The sequence below is a fragment of the Leclercia sp. TB492 genome (assembly GCF_049974505.2).
Classification (GTDB): Bacteria; Pseudomonadota; Gammaproteobacteria; order Enterobacterales; family Enterobacteriaceae; genus Enterobacter; species Enterobacter adecarboxylatus_C.
The window spans coordinates 827,789-844,656 of record NZ_CM127572.1; the positions used below are offsets into that span (position 1 = coordinate 827,789).

The following is a 16,868-nucleotide window of genomic DNA, read 5'->3' on the forward strand; positions in this document are numbered from 1 at the left end:
CACAAGTCCATACTTCTCCTTCACAGTTTGTGCATTCGCACAATGCGGCCCTGATTAATCTTCCTTATGCTTGAGCTCTGCTCAGAGGAGGGCGACATGGCTGGCTGGCATCTTGATACCAAAATGGCGCAGGATATCGTGGCGCGAACAATGCGCATCATCGACACCAATATCAACGTGATGGACGCACGTGGCCGGATCATCGGCAGTGGCGATCGCGAGCGTATTGGGGAATTGCACGAAGGTGCGCTGCTGGTGCTCTCTCAGGGGCGCGTGGTGGATATTGATGACGCGGTGGCGCGGCATCTGCATGGCGTGCGCCAGGGGATCAACCTGCCGCTGCGTCTGGAAGGCGAGATTGTCGGGGTGATCGGTCTGACCGGTGAGCCGGAGTCCTTGCGCAAATACGGTGAGCTGGTCTGTATGACGGCAGAAATGATGCTGGAACAATCCCGCCTGATGCACCTTCTGGCGCAGGACAGCCGCCTGCGTGAAGAGCTGGTCATGAACCTGATCCAGGCGGAAGAGCATACCCCGGCGCTGACCGAGTGGGCGCAGCGGCTGGGCATCGATCTCAACCAGCCCCGCGTGGTGGCGGTGATTGAGGTCGATAGCGGTCAGCTGGGAGTCGATAGCGCGATGGTTGAGCTACAGCAGCTGCAGAACGCGCTGGCGACGCCGGAGCGCAATAACCTGGTGGCGATCGTCTCGCTGACTGAGATGGTGGTACTCAAACCGGCGTTAAACCAGTTTGGTCGCTGGGATGCGGAAGATCACCGTCGGCGCGTGGAACAGCTGATTGCGCGGATGAAAGAGAACGGACAGCTGCGTTTCCGGGTGGCATTAGGCAACTACTTTACCGGCCCGGGCAGCATTGCCCGCTCCTGGCGTACGGCCCGTACCACAATGATGGTCGGCAAGCAGCGTATGCCGGAAAACCGCAGCTATTTTTATCAGGATTTGATGCTGCCGGTGCTGCTGGACAGCCTGCGCGGCGGCTGGCAGGCCAACGAACTGGCCCGTCCGCTGGTACGTCTGAAAGCGATGGATAACAACGGCCTGCTGCGGCGTACGCTGCAGGCGTGGTTCCGCCATAACGTGCAGCCGCTGGCCACGTCAAAGGCACTTTTTATTCACCGCAATACGCTGGAGTACCGCCTGAACCGTATTTCGGAGCTAACGGGGTTGGATCTGGGGAATTTTGACGACCGGCTGTTGCTGTATGTGGCGTTGCAACTGGATGAGCAGCGGTGAGTGAATCGCCCGGTGGCGCTGCGCTTGCCGGGCCTACAAAACCACGAATGTAGGCCGGGTAAGGCGAAGCCGCCACCCGGCACACAGCGACGGATTACTTGTTACGGGTCAACTTCTCAAGATCCGCTTCGATTTCCGTGATCTTGTGGGCAACGACGCTTTCCAGATGACGCAGGTCATCCAGGATCTTCCGCTTCAGATCCACCTCTGTGCGATCGCGCTGGCAAATCTGATCCAGCTCATCAATCACATAGCGCAGATTCGGGCTGATCTCCTGCACCTCTTTGTAACCCTGACCGATGCCATCGGCAACGACAGTTTTACGCTGGCGCGGGTACTTGAACTTCACGCTCTTGGCGAAGAACTCGCCCTTATCCTTGTGGAAATAGATTTTCAGGATATCGTTGTTGGCTTCCTGACGGAGGCTGTAACGGTCAATTTCATCAGGATTAGTAATGCCCAGACTTTTCAGATTATCGTACATAGCGGTACCCTTGATCTCAACATAACCCATGAATAATTCACGAAAAAATCTATTTTCGCCACCCTGAGATATAAAAAAAGCGGGGTTGCCCCCGCTTTTTGTTATACCCGATTAATCGATGGTACGCAGCAGTTCGTTGATGCCAACTTTGCCGCGGGTTTTTGCATCGACTTTTTTGACAATCACCGCACAGTACAGGCTGTATTTGCCATCTTTTGATGGCAGGTTACCGGATACCACTACCGAACCCGCCGGTACGCGACCGTAATGCACTTCGCCGGTTTCGCGATCGTAAATACGGGTGCTCTGGCCGATATAAACGCCCATGGAGATCACGGAGCCTTCTTCCACGATCACGCCTTCAACCACTTCGGAGCGCGCGCCGATGAAGCAGTTGTCTTCGATAATGGTCGGGTTCGCCTGCAGCGGCTCCAGAACACCACCGATACCCACGCCGCCGGAGAGGTGTACGTTTTTACCGATCTGCGCACAGGAACCCACGGTTGCCCAGGTATCCACCATGGTGCCTTCATCAACGTAAGCGCCGATGTTCACGTAGGATGGCATCAGCACGGTATTGCGGGCGATAAACGCACCCTGACGAACGGCTGCCGGTGGCACCACGCGGAAACCTTCTTTCTGGAAACGCGCTTCGTCGTAACCAGCGAATTTCATCGGGACTTTATCGAAGTAGCGGCTTTCCGCACCGTCGATAACCTGGTTATCGTTAATACGGAAAGAGAGCAGTACCGCTTTCTTCAGCCACTGGTGAGTGACCCACTGACCGTCGATCTTTTCGGCTACACGCAGCGCGCCGGAATCAAGCAGAGAAATCACCTGATTGACCGCCTCGCGGGTCACGGTATCCACATTTGCCGGAGTAATTTCGGCGCGACGCTCAAAAGCGGACTCAATAACGTTCTGTAACTGCTGCATAGTTCAACTCTTTCCAGGTAAAAAAAAACATCACCCTTTATCGTTTGGATTGAGGGCTGCTGTCAACCGTTGTTGCACTTCCTGTTGCAGGGCATTATTAAGCCCACGACGGTCGGCTGTGGCGATTATAAATAAATCTTCTACTCGCTCGCCAATGGTTGTAATTCTGGCCCCATGCAGCGAAATTCCCAGATCGGCAAACACCTGCCCGACCCGGGCCAGCAGCCCTGGCTGGTCAAGGGCGATCAGCTCGAGGAAGGATTTCCGGTCGGTATGCGTCGGCAGGAAATTGACCTCGGTATCGACGGTAAAGTGGCGCAGTTTCGCCGGCTGTCGACGCGGTTGCGGTGGCTGCCAGCTGTGCTGGGTGATCGCCTGCTCCAGCCCGTAGCGAATCGGCTCGTGACGATCCGCGGACAGCGGACTGCCGTCCGGCTCCAGCACGATAAAGGTATCCATCGCCATGCCGTCGCGGGTAGTGAAGATTTGCGCGTCGTGTACGCTGAGGTTACGTCTGTCGAGTTCGGCGCAGACCGCGGCAAACAGGTAAGCGCGATCGGGGCTCCAGATAAAGATCTCCGTTCCTCCGCGGGTCGCCTGCGGGCTGAGCAGGATCAGCGGTTTGGTCAGATCGTGCTGTAACAGATGACGGGCGTGCCAGGCCAGCTGGTTCGGGCTGTGGCGTACAAAATAGTTGGCGCGACAGCGCGCCCAGATCAGATGCAGCGCCTCTTCATTTATATTCTCCATCCGCAACAGCGCCAGGGCCTGCATCTGGTGATGACGCACGCGTTCGCGCATGTCTGGCGTGCTCTGCATGCCGCGACGCAGCTGCTTCTCGGTGGCGAAGTAAAGTTCGCGCAGCAGGCTCTGCTTCCAGCTGTTCCACAGCGTCTCGTTGGTGGCGCAGATGTCCGCCACCGTCAGGCAGACCAGGAAACGCAGGCGATTCTCGGTCTGCACCTCTTCGGCAAACTGTTTGATCACTTCGGGATCCTGAATATCGCGCCGCTGAGCGGTGACCGACATTAGCAGGTGATGGCGAACCAGCCAGGCCACCAGCTGCGTTTCGCGCGAATTGAGCCCATGCAGCTCGGCAAATTTCAGCACGTCTTCCGCGCCGAGGATTGAGTGGTCGCCGCCGCGCCCTTTGGCGATATCGTGGAACAGGGCGGCAATCAGGATCAGCTCCGGGTTGGTGAGGCGCGGCCAGAGTTCAACGCAGAGCGGGTGACGGCTGCGCACCTCCTCCTGGGCGAAGCTTTCCAGCTTCAGCATTACGCGGATGGTGTGTTCGTCAACGGTATAAGCATGGAACAGGTCAAACTGCATCTGGCCGACGATATGCGACCACTGCGGCATATAGGCCCAGAGCACGCTGTGACGGTGCATCGGCAGCAGCCCGCGGCTTACCGCGCCAGGGTGGCGCAACATGCTCAGGAACAGCGACCGTGCTTCCGGGATGTAGCACAAAGGCTGAGTCAGATGGCGGCGGGCGTGGCGCAGGTGGCGCAGGGTAGTGGAGTAGATCCCGGTGATGGTGCTGTTACGCACCATGGCGTAGAACATGCGCAGGATCGCTTCCGGCTTACGGATAAACAGCGTCTCGTCGCGCAGATCGATTAAGGTGCCGCGCAGCTGGAATTCATCATCTATCGGGCGCGGTTTTTCATCCGCGGTGAGAGCCAGGATCGCCTCGTCGAACAGCTGCAACAGCATCTGATTCAGTTCCCCCACGCGGCGGGTGACGCGGAAGAAGTCCTTCATCATCTGCTCAACCGGTTCGTTGCCCTCGCCGCTGTAGTGCAGGCGCTGGGCGACGCTCAGCTGACGGTCAAACAGCAGGCGGTTATCGTAGCGGGTCACTTCCAGATGCAGGGCAAAACGGATGCGCCACAGCAGATGCAGACACTCATTCAGCTCGGTACGTTCGGCTTCGGTGAGAAAACCAAAACCGACCATCTCATCCAGCGAGGTGGCGCCGAAATGGCGGCGGGCCACCCACTGCAGGGTATGGATATCGCGCAGGCCGCCGGGGCTGCTTTTGATATCCGGCTCCAGGTTATAGCTGGTGCCGTGGTAGCGCTGGTGGCGCACCTGCTGCTCATCGACCTTGGCGGCGAAGAACTTCTCCGAGGGCCAGAAGCCGTCGCTGAAGATGTGCTTTTGCAGCTCAAGGAACAGGGCCACGTCGCCAATCAGCAGGCGCGATTCAATCAGGTTGGTGGCGACGGTGAGATCGGATAACCCCTCCAGCAAGCACTCTTCCAGGGTGCGCACGCTGTGGCCGATTTCAAGCTTAACGTCCCACAGCAGGGTCAGCAGTTCGCCGATCTTCTGCGCCTGTTCGTCAGGCAGCTTTTTCCGGCTCAGGATCAGCAGGTCGATATCTGAAAGGGGATGCAGCTCGCCGCGGCCATAGCCGCCGACGGCGACCAGCGCCACATCGCCCAACTGACCAAAACCGTAGTCAATCCATAGGCGCTGCAGGAGCTGATCGATAAATTCCGTACGCGCTTCGATAAGCGCTTCAGCGGAGATCCCGCTGTCAAAGGTGTCACCCAGCCAGCGCTGGAAGGTATCGATATGCGCTTTGATACCGGCGCAGGTCAGCTCGGCCGTCGGCCAGACGCCGGGGTTATCCGGCTGGCCAGGCAGGGTGGGGAGGGCCGTATTGGCATACTGTTCGGGTAAAAGGTTACTCATTGCGCGCCACCCATAAGAAAAAACGATAGCCATTAAAAAAGCCGGCATTTGCCGGCTTCTTATCATGCGTCTTGCGAGAGTATCGCCGGGATAGTGTCATCCTTGCGTAACGTCAGAATTTCGCAGCCGTTGTCGGTCACCACAATAGTATGCTCATACTGGGCAGACAAGCTCCGGTCTTTGGTTTTCACCGTCCAGCCATCTTTCATGGTTCGGATGCGGTAGTCGCCCGAGTTGACCATCGGCTCGATGGTGAAGGTCATGCCCGCCTGCAGCACCACGCCGCCGTCGTCTGCATCATAGTGCAGAACCTGTGGCTCTTCATGGAAGACGCGGCCAATACCGTGACCGCAGTATTCGCGCACCACGGAGAAACCTTCTGCTTCAACGAATTTCTGGATAGCCGCACCGAGGGTACGCAGGCGAATGCCTGGCTTGACCATCTTCAGTGCCAGGTAGAGGCTTTCCTGGGTCACTTTACACAGGCGCTCGCCCAGAATGGTCGGTTTGCCGACGATGAACATCTTAGAGGTGTCACCGTGGTACTCGTCTTTAATGACGGTGACGTCGATGTTAACGATGTCGCCATCTTTCAGCAGCTTTTCGTCATCCGGGATACCGTGGCAGACCACTTCATTAATAGAGATGCAGACTGACTTCGGGAAGCCGTGGTAGCCAAGGCAAGCGGAGATTGCCTGCTGCTCGTTCACGATGTAATCATTACAGATGCGATCCAGCTCGCCGGTGCTGACGCCCGGTTTGACGAATGGCTCGATCATTTCCAGCACTTCAGCGGCCAGACGACCGGCGACGCGCATTTTTTCAATTTCTTCAGGTGTCTTAATAGAGATAGCCATGTAATCTGTCCATCAGTGTCGTTTTTTTCGACAATACTAGTCTAAGTGTTGTCAATGGTATCAGTCTGGCGCACATGCTGCCAAATTGAGATTCCTTCACCGCACACACCGCCAACAATTGTTGGTTTCGGGTAGCATTTTGTGGTATAAAGCGCGCCGGACTTCCGATCCATTTCAGATACACAGGATGGACGGGAGCGACAAATCTCACTTTGTGTAACAACACACACGTATCGGCACATATTCCGGGGTGCCCTTTGGGGTCGGTAATATGGGATACGTGGAGGCATAACCCCAACTTTTAAATAGAGGTTTTAAAACATGGCAACTGTTTCCATGCGCGACATGCTCAAGGCTGGTGTTCACTTCGGTCACCAGACCCGTTACTGGAACCCGAAAATGAAGCCTTTCATCTTCGGCGCTCGTAACAAAGTTCACATCATCAACCTTGAGAAAACTGTACCAATGTTCAACGAAGCCCTGGCTGAGCTGAACAAGATCTCTTCCCGTAAAGGTAAGATTCTGTTCGTTGGTACTAAGCGCGCTGCAAGCGAAGCTGTGAAAGAAGCTGCTAACAGCTGCGACCAGTTCTTCGTGAACCATCGCTGGCTGGGCGGTATGCTGACTAACTGGAAAACCGTTCGTCAGTCTATCAAGCGCCTGAAAGATCTGGAAACCCAGTCTCAGGACGGTACTTTCGAAAAGCTGACCAAAAAAGAAGCGCTGATGCGCACTCGTGAGCTGGACAAGCTGGAAAACAGCCTGGGCGGTATCAAAGATATGGGCGGCCTGCCAGACGCGCTGTTCGTTATCGATGCTGACCACGAGCACATCGCAATCAAAGAAGCTAACAACCTGGGTATCCCAGTATTCGCAATCGTTGATACCAACTCCGATCCGGACGGTGTTGACTTCGTTATCCCGGGTAACGACGATGCAATCCGTGCTGTTAGCCTGTACCTGAGCGCTGTAGCTGCTACCGTTCGTGAAGGCCGTTCCCAGGATCTGGCTTCTCAGGCGGAAGAAAGCTTCGTAGAAGCTGAATAATAAGGTTCTACCCCTTATTAGTACCGTGTATGAATAGGGGCCAATTATCGGCCCCTTTTTTCAATTTATACTGTTTGGCTTCTGGCCGGGCAGTTCACATCTCCCGAGGATTTAAGAATGGCTGAAATTACCGCATCCCTGGTAAAAGAGCTGCGTGAGCGTACTGGCGCAGGCATGATGGATTGCAAAAAAGCGCTGACTGAAGCGAACGGCGACATCGAGCTGGCAATCGAAAACATGCGTAAATCCGGTGCGATCAAAGCAGCTAAGAAAGCAGGCAACGTTGCTGCTGACGGCGTGATCATCACTAAGATCGACGGCACCTACGGCATCATTCTGGAAGTTAACTGCCAGACTGACTTCGTTGCTAAAGATGGCGGTTTCCAGGCATTTGCTAACAAAGTTCTGGACGCAGCTGTTGCTGGCAAAATCACCGACGTTGAAGTTCTGAAAGCACAGTTCGAAGAAGAGCGTGTTGCCCTGGTTGCTAAAATCGGTGAGAACATCAACATCCGTCGCGTTTCTTCCCTGGAAGGCGAAGTACTGGGTTCATACCAGCACGGCGCGCGTATCGGTGTTCTGGTTGCGGCTAAAGGCGCTGACGAAGAGCTGGTTAAACAGCTGGCAATGCACATCGCTGCAAGCAAGCCAGAATTCGTTAAGCCAGAAGACGTGTCTGCTGAAGTTGTAGAAAAAGAGTACCAGGTTCAGCTGGACATCGCCATGCAGTCTGGCAAGCCAAAAGAAATCGCAGAGAAAATGGTTGAAGGCCGCATGAAGAAATTCACCGGCGAAGTTTCTCTGACTGGCCAGCCTTTCGTTATGGATCCAAGCAAAACTGTTGCTCAGCTGCTGAAAGAGCACAACGCTGACGTAACTGGCTTCATCCGCTTCGAAGTGGGCGAAGGCATCGAGAAAGTTGAGACTGACTTCGCAGCAGAAGTTGCTGCAATGTCCAAGCAGTCTTAATCAGCGAAAAGAAGCCGCCTGAGGGCGGCTTCTTTTTGTGTACGTTATGTGTAAATCAGCCAGACGCCTATAGTGTCTGTGTTGAGATGCGATATATCATGTCGCCAGAATTAACCCCATCTTAATCGTTGACAGTCCCAGGAAAGAAATATGGCTACCAATGCAAAACCCGTTTACAAACGCATTCTGCTTAAGCTGAGTGGCGAAGCGCTGCAAGGGTCGGAAGGCTTCGGTATTGACGCAAGCATCCTTGACCGCATGGCGCAGGAAATCAAAGAACTGGTTGAACTGGGCATCCAGGTTGGCGTAGTCATTGGCGGTGGTAACCTTTTCCGTGGCGCGGGTCTGGCAAAAGCAGGCATGAATCGCGTGGTGGGCGACCACATGGGTATGCTGGCAACGGTCATGAATGGCCTGGCTATGCGTGATGCACTGCATCGTGCCTATGTGAATGCACGCCTGATGTCCGCTATTCCGTTGAATGGCGTGTGCGATAACTACAGCTGGGCCGAAGCCATCAGCCTGCTGCGCAACAACCGCGTGGTGATCCTCTCCGCCGGTACGGGTAACCCGTTCTTTACCACCGATTCCGCGGCCTGCCTGCGCGGTATTGAGATCGAAGCCGATGTGGTACTGAAAGCGACCAAAGTAGATGGCGTGTTTACTGCCGATCCGGCAAAAGATCCTGCTGCCACCATGTACGATCAGCTGACCTACAGCGAAGTGCTGGATAAAGAGCTGAAAGTGATGGATCTTGCCGCCTTCACGCTGGCTCGCGACCACAAACTGCCGATCCGTGTCTTCAACATGAACAAGCCTGGCGCGCTGCGTCGCGTGGTCATGGGTGAAAAAGAAGGCACTTTGATCACGGAATAATTTCCGTCGACGATAAATACAGGTAAGATTCCGCTTTACTTTGTAGTGATATCTTACCTGGACGCGCCTTTGGCGTTGTCATGAATTAAACGCGACTATACTTAGCACACCTGTAGCGATGTGCTGGTGGATAGTCTGCCTGAGACAAGTTTCCAAGGATTCGTAACGTGATTAACGACATCAGAAAAGATGCTGAAGTACGCATGGACAAATGCGTAGAAGCGTTCAAAACCCAAATCAGCAAAATTCGTACTGGCCGTGCTTCTCCAAGCCTGCTGGATGGCATCGTCGTGGAATACTACGGTACGCCAACCCCTCTGCGTCAGTTGGCGCAGGTGACGGTAGAAGATACCCGTACGCTGAAAATTAACGTCTTCGATCGTTCAATGGGCCCGGCCGTTGAGAAAGCCATCATGGCATCCGATCTGGGTCTGAACCCAAGCTCCGCAGGCACGGATATCCGTGTTCCACTGCCTGCGCTGACCGAAGAGCGTCGTAAAGATCTGATCAAAGTGGTACGTGGTGAAGCAGAGCAGGGCCGTGTTGCCGTGCGTAACGTTCGCCGTGACGCGAACGATAAAGTGAAAGCGCTGCTGAAAGACAAAGAGATCAGCGAAGATGACGATCGCCGTTCTCAGGACGACGTGCAGAAACTGACCGATGCGGCAATCAAAAAACTTGATGCGGCGCTGGCAGAAAAAGAAGCGGAACTGATGCAGTTCTGATTTCTGACGTAATCTGATAAAACGCCGTACAGAAGGCCCGATGGGCTTTGCTGGCGGCGTTTTGCTTTGCTGGTTTCACTACTTCTGGATAATTCATGAAGCAATTAACACTCCTCGGCTCAACCGGCTCCATCGGTTGCAGCACGCTCGACGTCGTTCGCCACAATCCTGAACACTACACCGTGACCGCGCTTGTCGCCGGGAAAAACGTTCAGCGGATGGTTGAGCAGTGTCTCGAGTTTGCGCCACGCTATGCGGTTATGGACGACGAGGAGAGTGCTCGCCAGGTAAAAGCATTGCTGGCCGAGCACGGCAGCCGGACCGAGGTATTAAGCGGTCAACGGGCTGCCTGCGACATGGCCGCCCTGGATGACGTAGACCAGGTGATGGCGGCAATCGTGGGCGCAGCAGGACTGCTGCCAACGCTGGCGGCGATCGATGCCGGGAAGACGGTGTTGCTGGCCAACAAAGAGTCGCTGGTGACTTGTGGACGCCTGTTTATGGAGGCGGTAAAGCAGCGCGGCGCGCAACTTTTGCCGGTAGATAGCGAACATAACGCTATTTTTCAGAGTTTACCGCAACCGTTTCAGCAAAACCTGGGGTACGCTGATCTGGAGCAGAATGGCGTCTCTTCTATTTTGCTCACCGGGTCTGGTGGCCCGTTCCGTGATACGCCGTTGTCTGATCTGGTCTCAATGACCCCGGATCAGGCATGTCGTCATCCGAACTGGTCGATGGGGCGTAAAATCTCCGTCGATTCTGCCACCATGATGAATAAAGGTCTGGAATACATTGAAGCCCGCTGGTTGTTTAACGCCTCGGCAGCGCAGATGGAAGTGTTAATTCACCCGCAGTCGGTGATCCACTCCATGGTCCGTTATCGGGATGGCAGCGTGATGGCGCAATTAGGCGAACCCGATATGCGTACACCTATCGCCCATACGATGGCGTGGCCAAACCGCGTGGTCTCCGGCGTTAAGCCGCTCGACTTCTGCAAATTAAGTGCGCTGACGTTCAGTGCGCCAGATTATCAGCGCTATCCGTGCCTGAAGCTGGCGATGAATGCATTCGAGCAGGGACAAGCGGCGACAACCGCCCTCAATGCGGCGAATGAAATTGCTGTCGCCGCCTTCCTCGAACAGCGGATCCGCTTTACGGATATCGCTGCGCTGAACCTGTCTGTTCTTGAGGCGATGGATTTGCGCGAGCCGCAAAGTGTGGATGATGTGCTGACCGTCGATGCGAAAGCCAGGCTCACGGCGCAAAAAGCGGTGACGCACCTCGCAAGCTGGTGATAATCCAGCCGTGGGTGGTCATGCTATTTGTTAGCGTTGGGCTTCAGTGATATAGTCTGCGCCACCTGATTGCGGGTAGTTGACGTTATGTGGTCAGGTAAGCCGTGGTATGACACGGCTTTTTTACGTAAAGGCTTCAGTATTCCTGAGTACCGTTAAATCCTTTCAGGGACCAAAAACGCGTTATGTTGTCTGCGAATCAACCAATAAGCGAAAACTTGCCAGCACATGGCTGTCGTCATGTCGCAATCATCATGGATGGCAATGGCCGCTGGGCGAAAAGACAAGGGAAGATCCGAGCCTTTGGGCATAAAGCTGGGGCGAAATCTGTTCGCCGCGCCGTTTCTTTTGCCGCCAATAACGGCATTGACGCGTTAACGCTCTATGCTTTCAGCAGTGAAAACTGGAATCGACCTGCGCAGGAAGTTAGCGCGTTGATGGAATTGTTCGTGTGGGCGCTCGACAGCGAAGTAAAAAGCCTGCATCGCCACAACGTTCGCCTGCGTATTATCGGGGATACCAGTCGTTTTAACTCACGTCTGCAGGAACGCATTCGTAAAGCGGAAGCGCTGACCGGGCAAAATACCGGCTTAACGCTCAATATCGCGGCGAATTATGGCGGACGTTGGGATATTGTCCAGGGTGTACGGCATTTGGCTGAACAGGTTCAGGAAGGGCTATTACAGCCGGACCAGATTGATGAAGAGGCGCTGAGTCAGCAAATCTGCATGAGTGAACTGACACCCGTGGATTTAGTAATTAGGACAGGGGGAGAACATCGCATCAGTAACTTTTTGCTATGGCAAATTGCCTACGCCGAACTTTACTTTACAGATGTTCTTTGGCCCGATTTTGATGAACAAGACTTTGAAGGTGCGCTGCATGCCTTTGCTAATCGAGAGCGTCGTTTCGGTGGTACCGAGCCTGGTGGCGACAACGCCTGATGGGGGTAGCTTTTGCTGAAGTATCGCCTGATTTCCGCGTTTGTTTTAATACCTGTTGTCATCGCGGCGCTGTTTTTACTGCCTCCGGTGGGATTTGCTATTGTCACACTGGTCGTTTGCATGCTGGCGGCGTGGGAATGGGGGCAGCTTAGCGGCTTTACCTCGCGTTCTCAGCGGGTATGGCTGGCGGTGCTGTGCGGCCTGATGCTGGCGCTGATGCTCTTTATGCTGCCGGAGTACCATCACAATATTCATCAGCCGATAATCGCAGGTTCGCTCTGGCTTTCGCTGGGATGGTGGCTGGCAGCGCTGCTGCTGGTGCTCTTCTATCCCGGCTCTGCATCGCTATGGCGTAATTCGAAAATACTGCGTCTCTGTTTTGGGCTGTTCACCATCGTTCCTTTCTTCTGGGGAATGCTTGCCCTCCGTACCTGGCACTACGACGACAACCCTTACAGCGGGGCGTTATGGCTCCTTTACGTCATGATTCTCGTCTGGGGGGCTGACTCTGGCGCCTATATGTTTGGTAAACTGTTTGGCAAACATAAACTGGCACCGAAGGTCTCTCCGGGTAAAACGTGGCAGGGTTTTATCGGTGGTCTGTTTACAGCAGCGATTATCTCCTGGGGTTATGGCGTGTGGGCCAACCTTGAGGTGGCACCGGCAACATTATTGGTCTGTTCTATCATCGCAGCGCTGGCTTCCGTGCTGGGTGATTTGACCGAAAGTATGTTTAAGCGTGAAGCAGGGATCAAAGACAGTGGCAATCTTATTCCAGGGCACGGCGGTATCCTGGATCGCATAGACAGCCTGACGGCGGCAGTTCCCGTGTTTGCCTGCCTGTTTTTGCTGGTGTTTGGGACGATTTAACGGAAGGTTTTATGCTTAGCATTCTCTGGAATCTGGCGGCATTCATTGTTGCACTGGGTGTACTTATCACGGTGCATGAATTTGGCCATTTCTGGGTTGCTCGGCGCTGTGGCGTGCGGGTAGAGCGCTTTTCAATTGGCTTTGGTAAGGCGCTCTGGCGCCGAAACGATCGCCACGGCACAGAATTTGTTATTGCCCTTATCCCACTCGGCGGCTACGTCAAAATGTTGGATGAACGCGTGGAGCCAGTGGCGCCTGAAGTGCGCCACTACGCGTTCAACAACAAAACCGTCGGCCAGCGCGCCGCAATCATTGCTGCCGGTCCGGTGGCAAACTTCATCTTCGCCATTTTTGCTTACTGGCTGGTGTTTATCATCGGTGTCCCTGGCGTTCGTCCGGTTGTTGGTGAAATTACGCCCAACTCCATCGCGGCAAGCGCGCAAATTAATCCGGGCATGGAACTTAAAGCGATTGATGGCATCGAAACCCCTGATTGGGATGCCGTGCGGTTACAGCTGGTTGCCAAAATTGGCGACGAACAAACTACCGTCAGCGTGTCACCTTTCGGATCCAGCACGCGTCAGGATAAAATCCTGAATTTACGCAACTGGACCTTTGAGCCAGATAAAGAAGATCCCGTTGCGGCGTTAGGCATTCGTCCACGCGGCGCGCAGATTGAACCGGTGCTGGCAGAAGTCCAGTCCGATTCCGCAGCGCGTAAAGCAGGTTTGCAAGCAGGCGACAGGATCGTTAAAGTCGATGGTCAACCTTTAACGCAGTGGATGACCTTTGTTACTCTGGTGCGTGATAATCCAGGTACGCCGCTGGCGCTGGAGATAGAAAGGCAGGGGAGCCCACTCTCCTTAACGCTCATCCCGGATACCAAACCGGGCGGTGGAAAGGCGGAAGGGTTTGCAGGCGTGGTGCCGAAAGTGATCCCGCTGCCCGATGAGTACAAGACAATACGCCAGTATGGGCCGTTCAGCGCCATTCTTGAAGCCACGGATAAAACATGGCAACTGATGAAGCTGACCGTGCAAATGCTGGGGAAATTGATTACCGGTGACGTAAAACTGAACAACCTCAGTGGGCCGATTTCGATCGCTCAGGGGGCTGGGATGTCAGCAGAGTTCGGGGTGATTTACTATCTCATGTTTCTTGCGCTCATTAGCGTGAACCTCGGGATAATCAACCTGTTCCCACTGCCTGTTTTAGATGGGGGGCATCTGCTGTTTTTAGCGATCGAGAAGCTAAAAGGCGGGCCGGTATCCGAGCGAGTTCAAGACTTTAGTTATCGCATTGGTTCGATTTTACTGGTGCTGTTAATGGGGCTTGCACTTTTCAATGATTTCTCTCGGTTGTAAGAGAGTGTTAGGAAGAACGCATAATAACGATGGCGATGAAAAAGTTGCTCATAGCGTCGCTGCTGTTTAGCAGCGCGACCGTATACGGTGCTGACGGGTTCGTAGTGAAAGATATTCATTTCGAAGGCCTTCAGCGTGTCGCCGTTGGTGCGGCCCTCCTCAGTATGCCAGTGCGCCCAGGCGACACGGTTAATGATGAAGACATTAGTAATACCATCCGCGCTCTGTTTGCCACCGGCAACTTCGAGGACGTTCGCGTTCTGCGCGATGGTGACACGCTGCTGGTTCAGGTAAAAGAGCGTCCAACGATTGCCAGCATCACCTTCTCCGGCAACAAGTCGGTGAAAGACGACATGCTCAAGCAAAACCTTGAGGCCTCTGGCGTGCGTGTCGGCGAATCTCTGGATCGCACCACCCTCTCTGATATTGAGAAAGGGCTGGAAGATTTCTACTACAGCGTCGGTAAATACAGCGCGAGCGTCAAAGCGGTTGTTACTCCGCTGCCACGTAACCGCGTCGATCTGAAGCTGGTGTTCCAGGAAGGTGTTTCCGCGAAAATCCAGCAGATCAACATCGTTGGTAACCATGCGTTCAGCACCGATGAGCTGATCTCTACCTTCCAGCTGCGTGACGAAGTGCCGTGGTGGAACGTGGTGGGCGACCGTAAATACCAGAAACAGAAACTGGCGGGCGATCTCGAAACCCTGCGCAGCTACTATCTGGATCGCGGCTATGCGCGCTTTAACATCGATTCGACTCAGGTTAGCCTGACGCCGGACAAGAAAGGTATCTACATCACCGTTAACATTACCGAAGGCGATCAGTACAAGCTTTCTGGTGTGGAAGTGAGTGGTAATCTGGCGGGACACTCTGCCGAGATCGAAAGCCTGACCAAACTGCAGCCGGGTGAACTGTATAGCGGCTCGAAAGTGACCAAAATGGAAGACGGCATTAAAAAGCTGCTCGGCCGTTATGGTTACGCTTACCCACGCGTACAGACTCAGCCTGAAATCAACGATACGGATAAAACCGTTAAGCTCCACGTTAACGTCGATGCGGGTAACCGTTTCTACGTGCGTAAGATCCGTTTTGAAGGTAACGACACCTCGAAGGATGCCGTTCTGCGCCGTGAAATGCGCCAGATGGAAGGGGCGTGGCTGGGTAGCGATCTGGTCGATCAGGGTAAAGAGCGTCTGAACCGTCTGGGCTATTTCGAAACCGTCGATACCGACACTCAGCGCGTGCCGGGTAAACCGGACCAGGTAGACGTCGTTTACAAGGTCAAAGAGCGTAATACCGGTAGCTTTAACTTTGGTGTCGGTTACGGTACCGAAAGTGGCGTCAGCTTCCAGGTGGGCGTACAGCAGGATAACTGGTTAGGTACCGGCTATTCCGTGGGTATCAACGGTACCAAGAACGACTACCAGACTTACTCTGAGCTCTCCGTTACTAACCCTTACTTCACCGTTGATGGTGTGAGTCTGGGTGGTCGTATTTTCTATAACGACTTTAAAGCGGATGATGCGGACCTGTCTTCGTATACCAACAAAAGCTACGGCGTTGATGGTACGCTCGGCTTCCCAGTTAACGAATACAACACCCTGCGTGCTGGCTTAGGTTATGTGCATAACGACCTGTCCAACATGCAGCCGCAGGTGGCAATGTGGCGTTATCTGGACTCTATCGGACAGTCTGCAAGCACCTCGAATGATGACAACGGGTTTGCCGCAGATGACTTCACCTTCAACTATGGCTGGACGTACAACCGCCTCGACCGTGGTTTCTTCCCGACCGAAGGTTCGCGCGTCAACCTGAACGGTAAAGTTACGGTCCCGGGCTCTGATAATGAGTTCTACAAAGTTACCCTCGATACCGCGTCCTACTTCCCGATCGACGAAGATCATAAATGGGTGGTTCTGGGTCGTACGCGCTGGGGTTACGGCGACGGTTTAGGTGGCAAAGAATTGCCGTTCTATGAAAACTTCTACGCGGGCGGCTCAAGCACCGTACGTGGCTTCCAGTCCAATAACATTGGTCCGAAAGCGGCATATTACGGCGGTAACGACGAAGATAACTGCGCTAAAACCTCATCGAGCGAAGTGTGTAGCTCTGATGATGCGGTCGGTGGTAACGCCATGGGAGTCGCCAGCCTGGAGTTCATTACCCCTACGCCGTTTATCAGCGATAAGTATGCCAATTCCGTACGTACCTCCTTCTTCCTGGATGCGGGTACCGTATGGGATACTAACTGGGAAAATACCAGTGCGACCAGGTTAGCAGGTATTCCGGACTACAGCGATCCGAGCAATATTCGTATGTCTGCGGGTCTCGCACTACAATGGATGTCACCGCTGGGGCCGTTGGTCTTCTCTTACGCCCAGCCGTTTAAGAAATACGAGGGAGACAAAGCGGAGCAGTTCCAGTTTAACATTGGTAAAACCTGGTAATTGTCCGTTGCAAAGGAATGCGTTGGCAGTGTAGCGCTGACAACTGGCGATCGCAGGATCGCCTTGCCACGCAAAGAACGGTACCTTCGGGTAC

At 54.3% G+C, this 16,868-nt stretch carries 14 protein-coding genes; 10 read left to right on the top strand and 4 right to left on the bottom strand.

The annotated features are described in order from the left end of the window. Positions 1 to 96 precede the first annotated feature (96 nt). Positions 97 to 1,254 (top strand): DNA-binding transcriptional regulator CdaR, encoded by a 1,158-nt coding sequence (gene cdaR / locus ACP4QI_RS03845; protein ID WP_039030313.1) that lies wholly within the window; start codon positions 97 to 99, stop codon positions 1,252 to 1,254. Between the two features lie 94 nt (positions 1,255 to 1,348). Here cdaR and ACP4QI_RS03850 read toward each other — a convergent pair whose 3' ends face one another. From ACP4QI_RS03850 to map, 4 genes are all read right to left on the bottom strand, one after another. After that, a complete protein-coding gene (locus tag ACP4QI_RS03850; RefSeq protein WP_032616607.1) occupies positions 1,349 to 1,738 on the bottom strand; it encodes a DUF3461 family protein in 390 nt (129 codons plus the stop codon). A 111-nt stretch (positions 1,739 to 1,849) separates the two neighbouring features. Beyond that, positions 1,850 to 2,674, bottom strand: a complete 825-nt coding sequence (gene dapD, locus ACP4QI_RS03855) for a 2,3,4,5-tetrahydropyridine-2,6-dicarboxylate N-succinyltransferase (protein ID WP_426495575.1) — start codon at positions 2,672 to 2,674, stop codon at positions 1,850 to 1,852. 30 nt (positions 2,675 to 2,704) lie between these two features. Further along, positions 2,705 to 5,380: a bifunctional uridylyltransferase/uridylyl-removing protein GlnD gene (gene glnD, locus ACP4QI_RS03860; RefSeq protein WP_142488294.1), complete on the bottom strand. Its 2,676-nt coding sequence runs from the start codon at positions 5,378 to 5,380 to the stop codon at positions 2,705 to 2,707. 62 nt (positions 5,381 to 5,442) lie between these two features. Continuing rightward, the gene (gene map, locus ACP4QI_RS03865) at positions 5,443 to 6,237 is read right to left on the bottom strand and encodes a type I methionyl aminopeptidase (protein ID WP_142488295.1); all 795 of its coding nucleotides are present in this window, start codon (positions 6,235 to 6,237) and stop codon (positions 5,443 to 5,445) included. A gap of 321 nt (positions 6,238 to 6,558) precedes the next feature. Here map and rpsB point away from each other — a divergent pair, with 321 nt between their 5' ends. The 9 genes from rpsB (at position 6,559) to bamA (ending at position 16,774) form a co-directional block, all read left to right on the top strand. Then, positions 6,559 to 7,284: a 30S ribosomal protein S2 gene (gene rpsB, locus ACP4QI_RS03870; protein WP_032616611.1), complete on the top strand. Its 726-nt coding sequence runs from the start codon at positions 6,559 to 6,561 to the stop codon at positions 7,282 to 7,284. A gap of 117 nt (positions 7,285 to 7,401) precedes the next feature. After that, positions 7,402 to 8,253, top strand: coding sequence for a translation elongation factor Ts (gene tsf, locus ACP4QI_RS03875; RefSeq protein WP_142488296.1), 852 nt, complete (start codon positions 7,402 to 7,404; stop codon positions 8,251 to 8,253). 150 nt (positions 8,254 to 8,403) lie between these two features. Then, on the top strand, positions 8,404 to 9,129 hold the full coding sequence (gene pyrH / locus ACP4QI_RS03880) for a UMP kinase (protein WP_032616613.1): 726 nt from the start codon (positions 8,404 to 8,406) through the stop codon (positions 9,127 to 9,129). A 167-nt stretch (positions 9,130 to 9,296) separates the two neighbouring features. After that, positions 9,297 to 9,854: a ribosome recycling factor gene (gene frr / locus ACP4QI_RS03885; RefSeq protein ID WP_032616614.1), complete on the top strand. Its 558-nt coding sequence runs from the start codon at positions 9,297 to 9,299 to the stop codon at positions 9,852 to 9,854. A 95-nt stretch (positions 9,855 to 9,949) separates the two neighbouring features. Further along, on the top strand, positions 9,950 to 11,149 hold the full coding sequence (gene ispC / locus ACP4QI_RS03890; protein WP_426495577.1) for a 1-deoxy-D-xylulose-5-phosphate reductoisomerase: 1,200 nt from the start codon (positions 9,950 to 9,952) through the stop codon (positions 11,147 to 11,149). A 185-nt stretch (positions 11,150 to 11,334) separates the two neighbouring features. Beyond that, positions 11,335 to 12,093: a (2E,6E)-farnesyl-diphosphate-specific ditrans,polycis-undecaprenyl-diphosphate synthase gene (ispU, locus tag ACP4QI_RS03895; protein WP_142488298.1), complete on the top strand. Its 759-nt coding sequence runs from the start codon at positions 11,335 to 11,337 to the stop codon at positions 12,091 to 12,093. A gap of 12 nt (positions 12,094 to 12,105) precedes the next feature. Next, positions 12,106 to 12,963: a phosphatidate cytidylyltransferase gene (cdsA, locus tag ACP4QI_RS03900; protein ID WP_142488299.1), complete on the top strand. Its 858-nt coding sequence runs from the start codon at positions 12,106 to 12,108 to the stop codon at positions 12,961 to 12,963. Positions 12,964 to 12,974: 11 nt separating this feature from the next. Continuing rightward, on the top strand, positions 12,975 to 14,327 hold the full coding sequence (gene rseP / locus ACP4QI_RS03905; RefSeq protein ID WP_156262944.1) for a sigma E protease regulator RseP: 1,353 nt from the start codon (positions 12,975 to 12,977) through the stop codon (positions 14,325 to 14,327). Between the two features lie 29 nt (positions 14,328 to 14,356). Then, positions 14,357 to 16,774 carry an outer membrane protein assembly factor BamA gene (gene bamA / locus ACP4QI_RS03910; RefSeq protein WP_231313038.1) on the top strand — a complete coding sequence of 806 codons (2,418 nt, stop codon included), beginning with the start codon at positions 14,357 to 14,359 and terminating at the stop codon, positions 16,772 to 16,774. Positions 16,775 to 16,868 lie beyond the last annotated feature (94 nt).

Excerpts from the sequence above, each read along its gene's own strand:
- ispC (WP_426495577.1), top strand. The coding sequence starts at position 9,950 with ATGAAGCAATTAACACTCCTCGGCTCAACCGGCTCCATCGGTTGCAGC.
- rseP (WP_156262944.1), top strand. The coding sequence starts at position 12,975 with ATGCTTAGCATTCTCTGGAATCTGGCGGCATTCATTGTTGCACTGGGT.
- map (WP_142488295.1), bottom strand. The coding sequence starts at position 6,237 with ATGGCTATCTCTATTAAGACACCTGAAGAAATTGAAAAAATGCGCGTC.
- rpsB (WP_032616611.1), top strand. The coding sequence starts at position 6,559 with ATGGCAACTGTTTCCATGCGCGACATGCTCAAGGCTGGTGTTCACTTC.
- ACP4QI_RS03850 (WP_032616607.1), bottom strand. The coding sequence starts at position 1,738 with ATGTACGATAATCTGAAAAGTCTGGGCATTACTAATCCTGATGAAATT.
- pyrH (WP_032616613.1), top strand. The coding sequence starts at position 8,404 with ATGGCTACCAATGCAAAACCCGTTTACAAACGCATTCTGCTTAAGCTG.
- ispU (WP_142488298.1), top strand. The coding sequence starts at position 11,335 with ATGTTGTCTGCGAATCAACCAATAAGCGAAAACTTGCCAGCACATGGC.
- dapD (WP_426495575.1), bottom strand. The coding sequence starts at position 2,674 with ATGCAGCAGTTACAGAACGTTATTGAGTCCGCTTTTGAGCGTCGCGCC.
- glnD (WP_142488294.1), bottom strand. The coding sequence starts at position 5,380 with ATGAGTAACCTTTTACCCGAACAGTATGCCAATACGGCCCTCCCCACC.
- tsf (WP_142488296.1), top strand. The coding sequence starts at position 7,402 with ATGGCTGAAATTACCGCATCCCTGGTAAAAGAGCTGCGTGAGCGTACT.
- cdaR (WP_039030313.1), top strand. The coding sequence starts at position 97 with ATGGCTGGCTGGCATCTTGATACCAAAATGGCGCAGGATATCGTGGCG.
- bamA (WP_231313038.1), top strand. The coding sequence starts at position 14,357 with ATGGCGATGAAAAAGTTGCTCATAGCGTCGCTGCTGTTTAGCAGCGCG.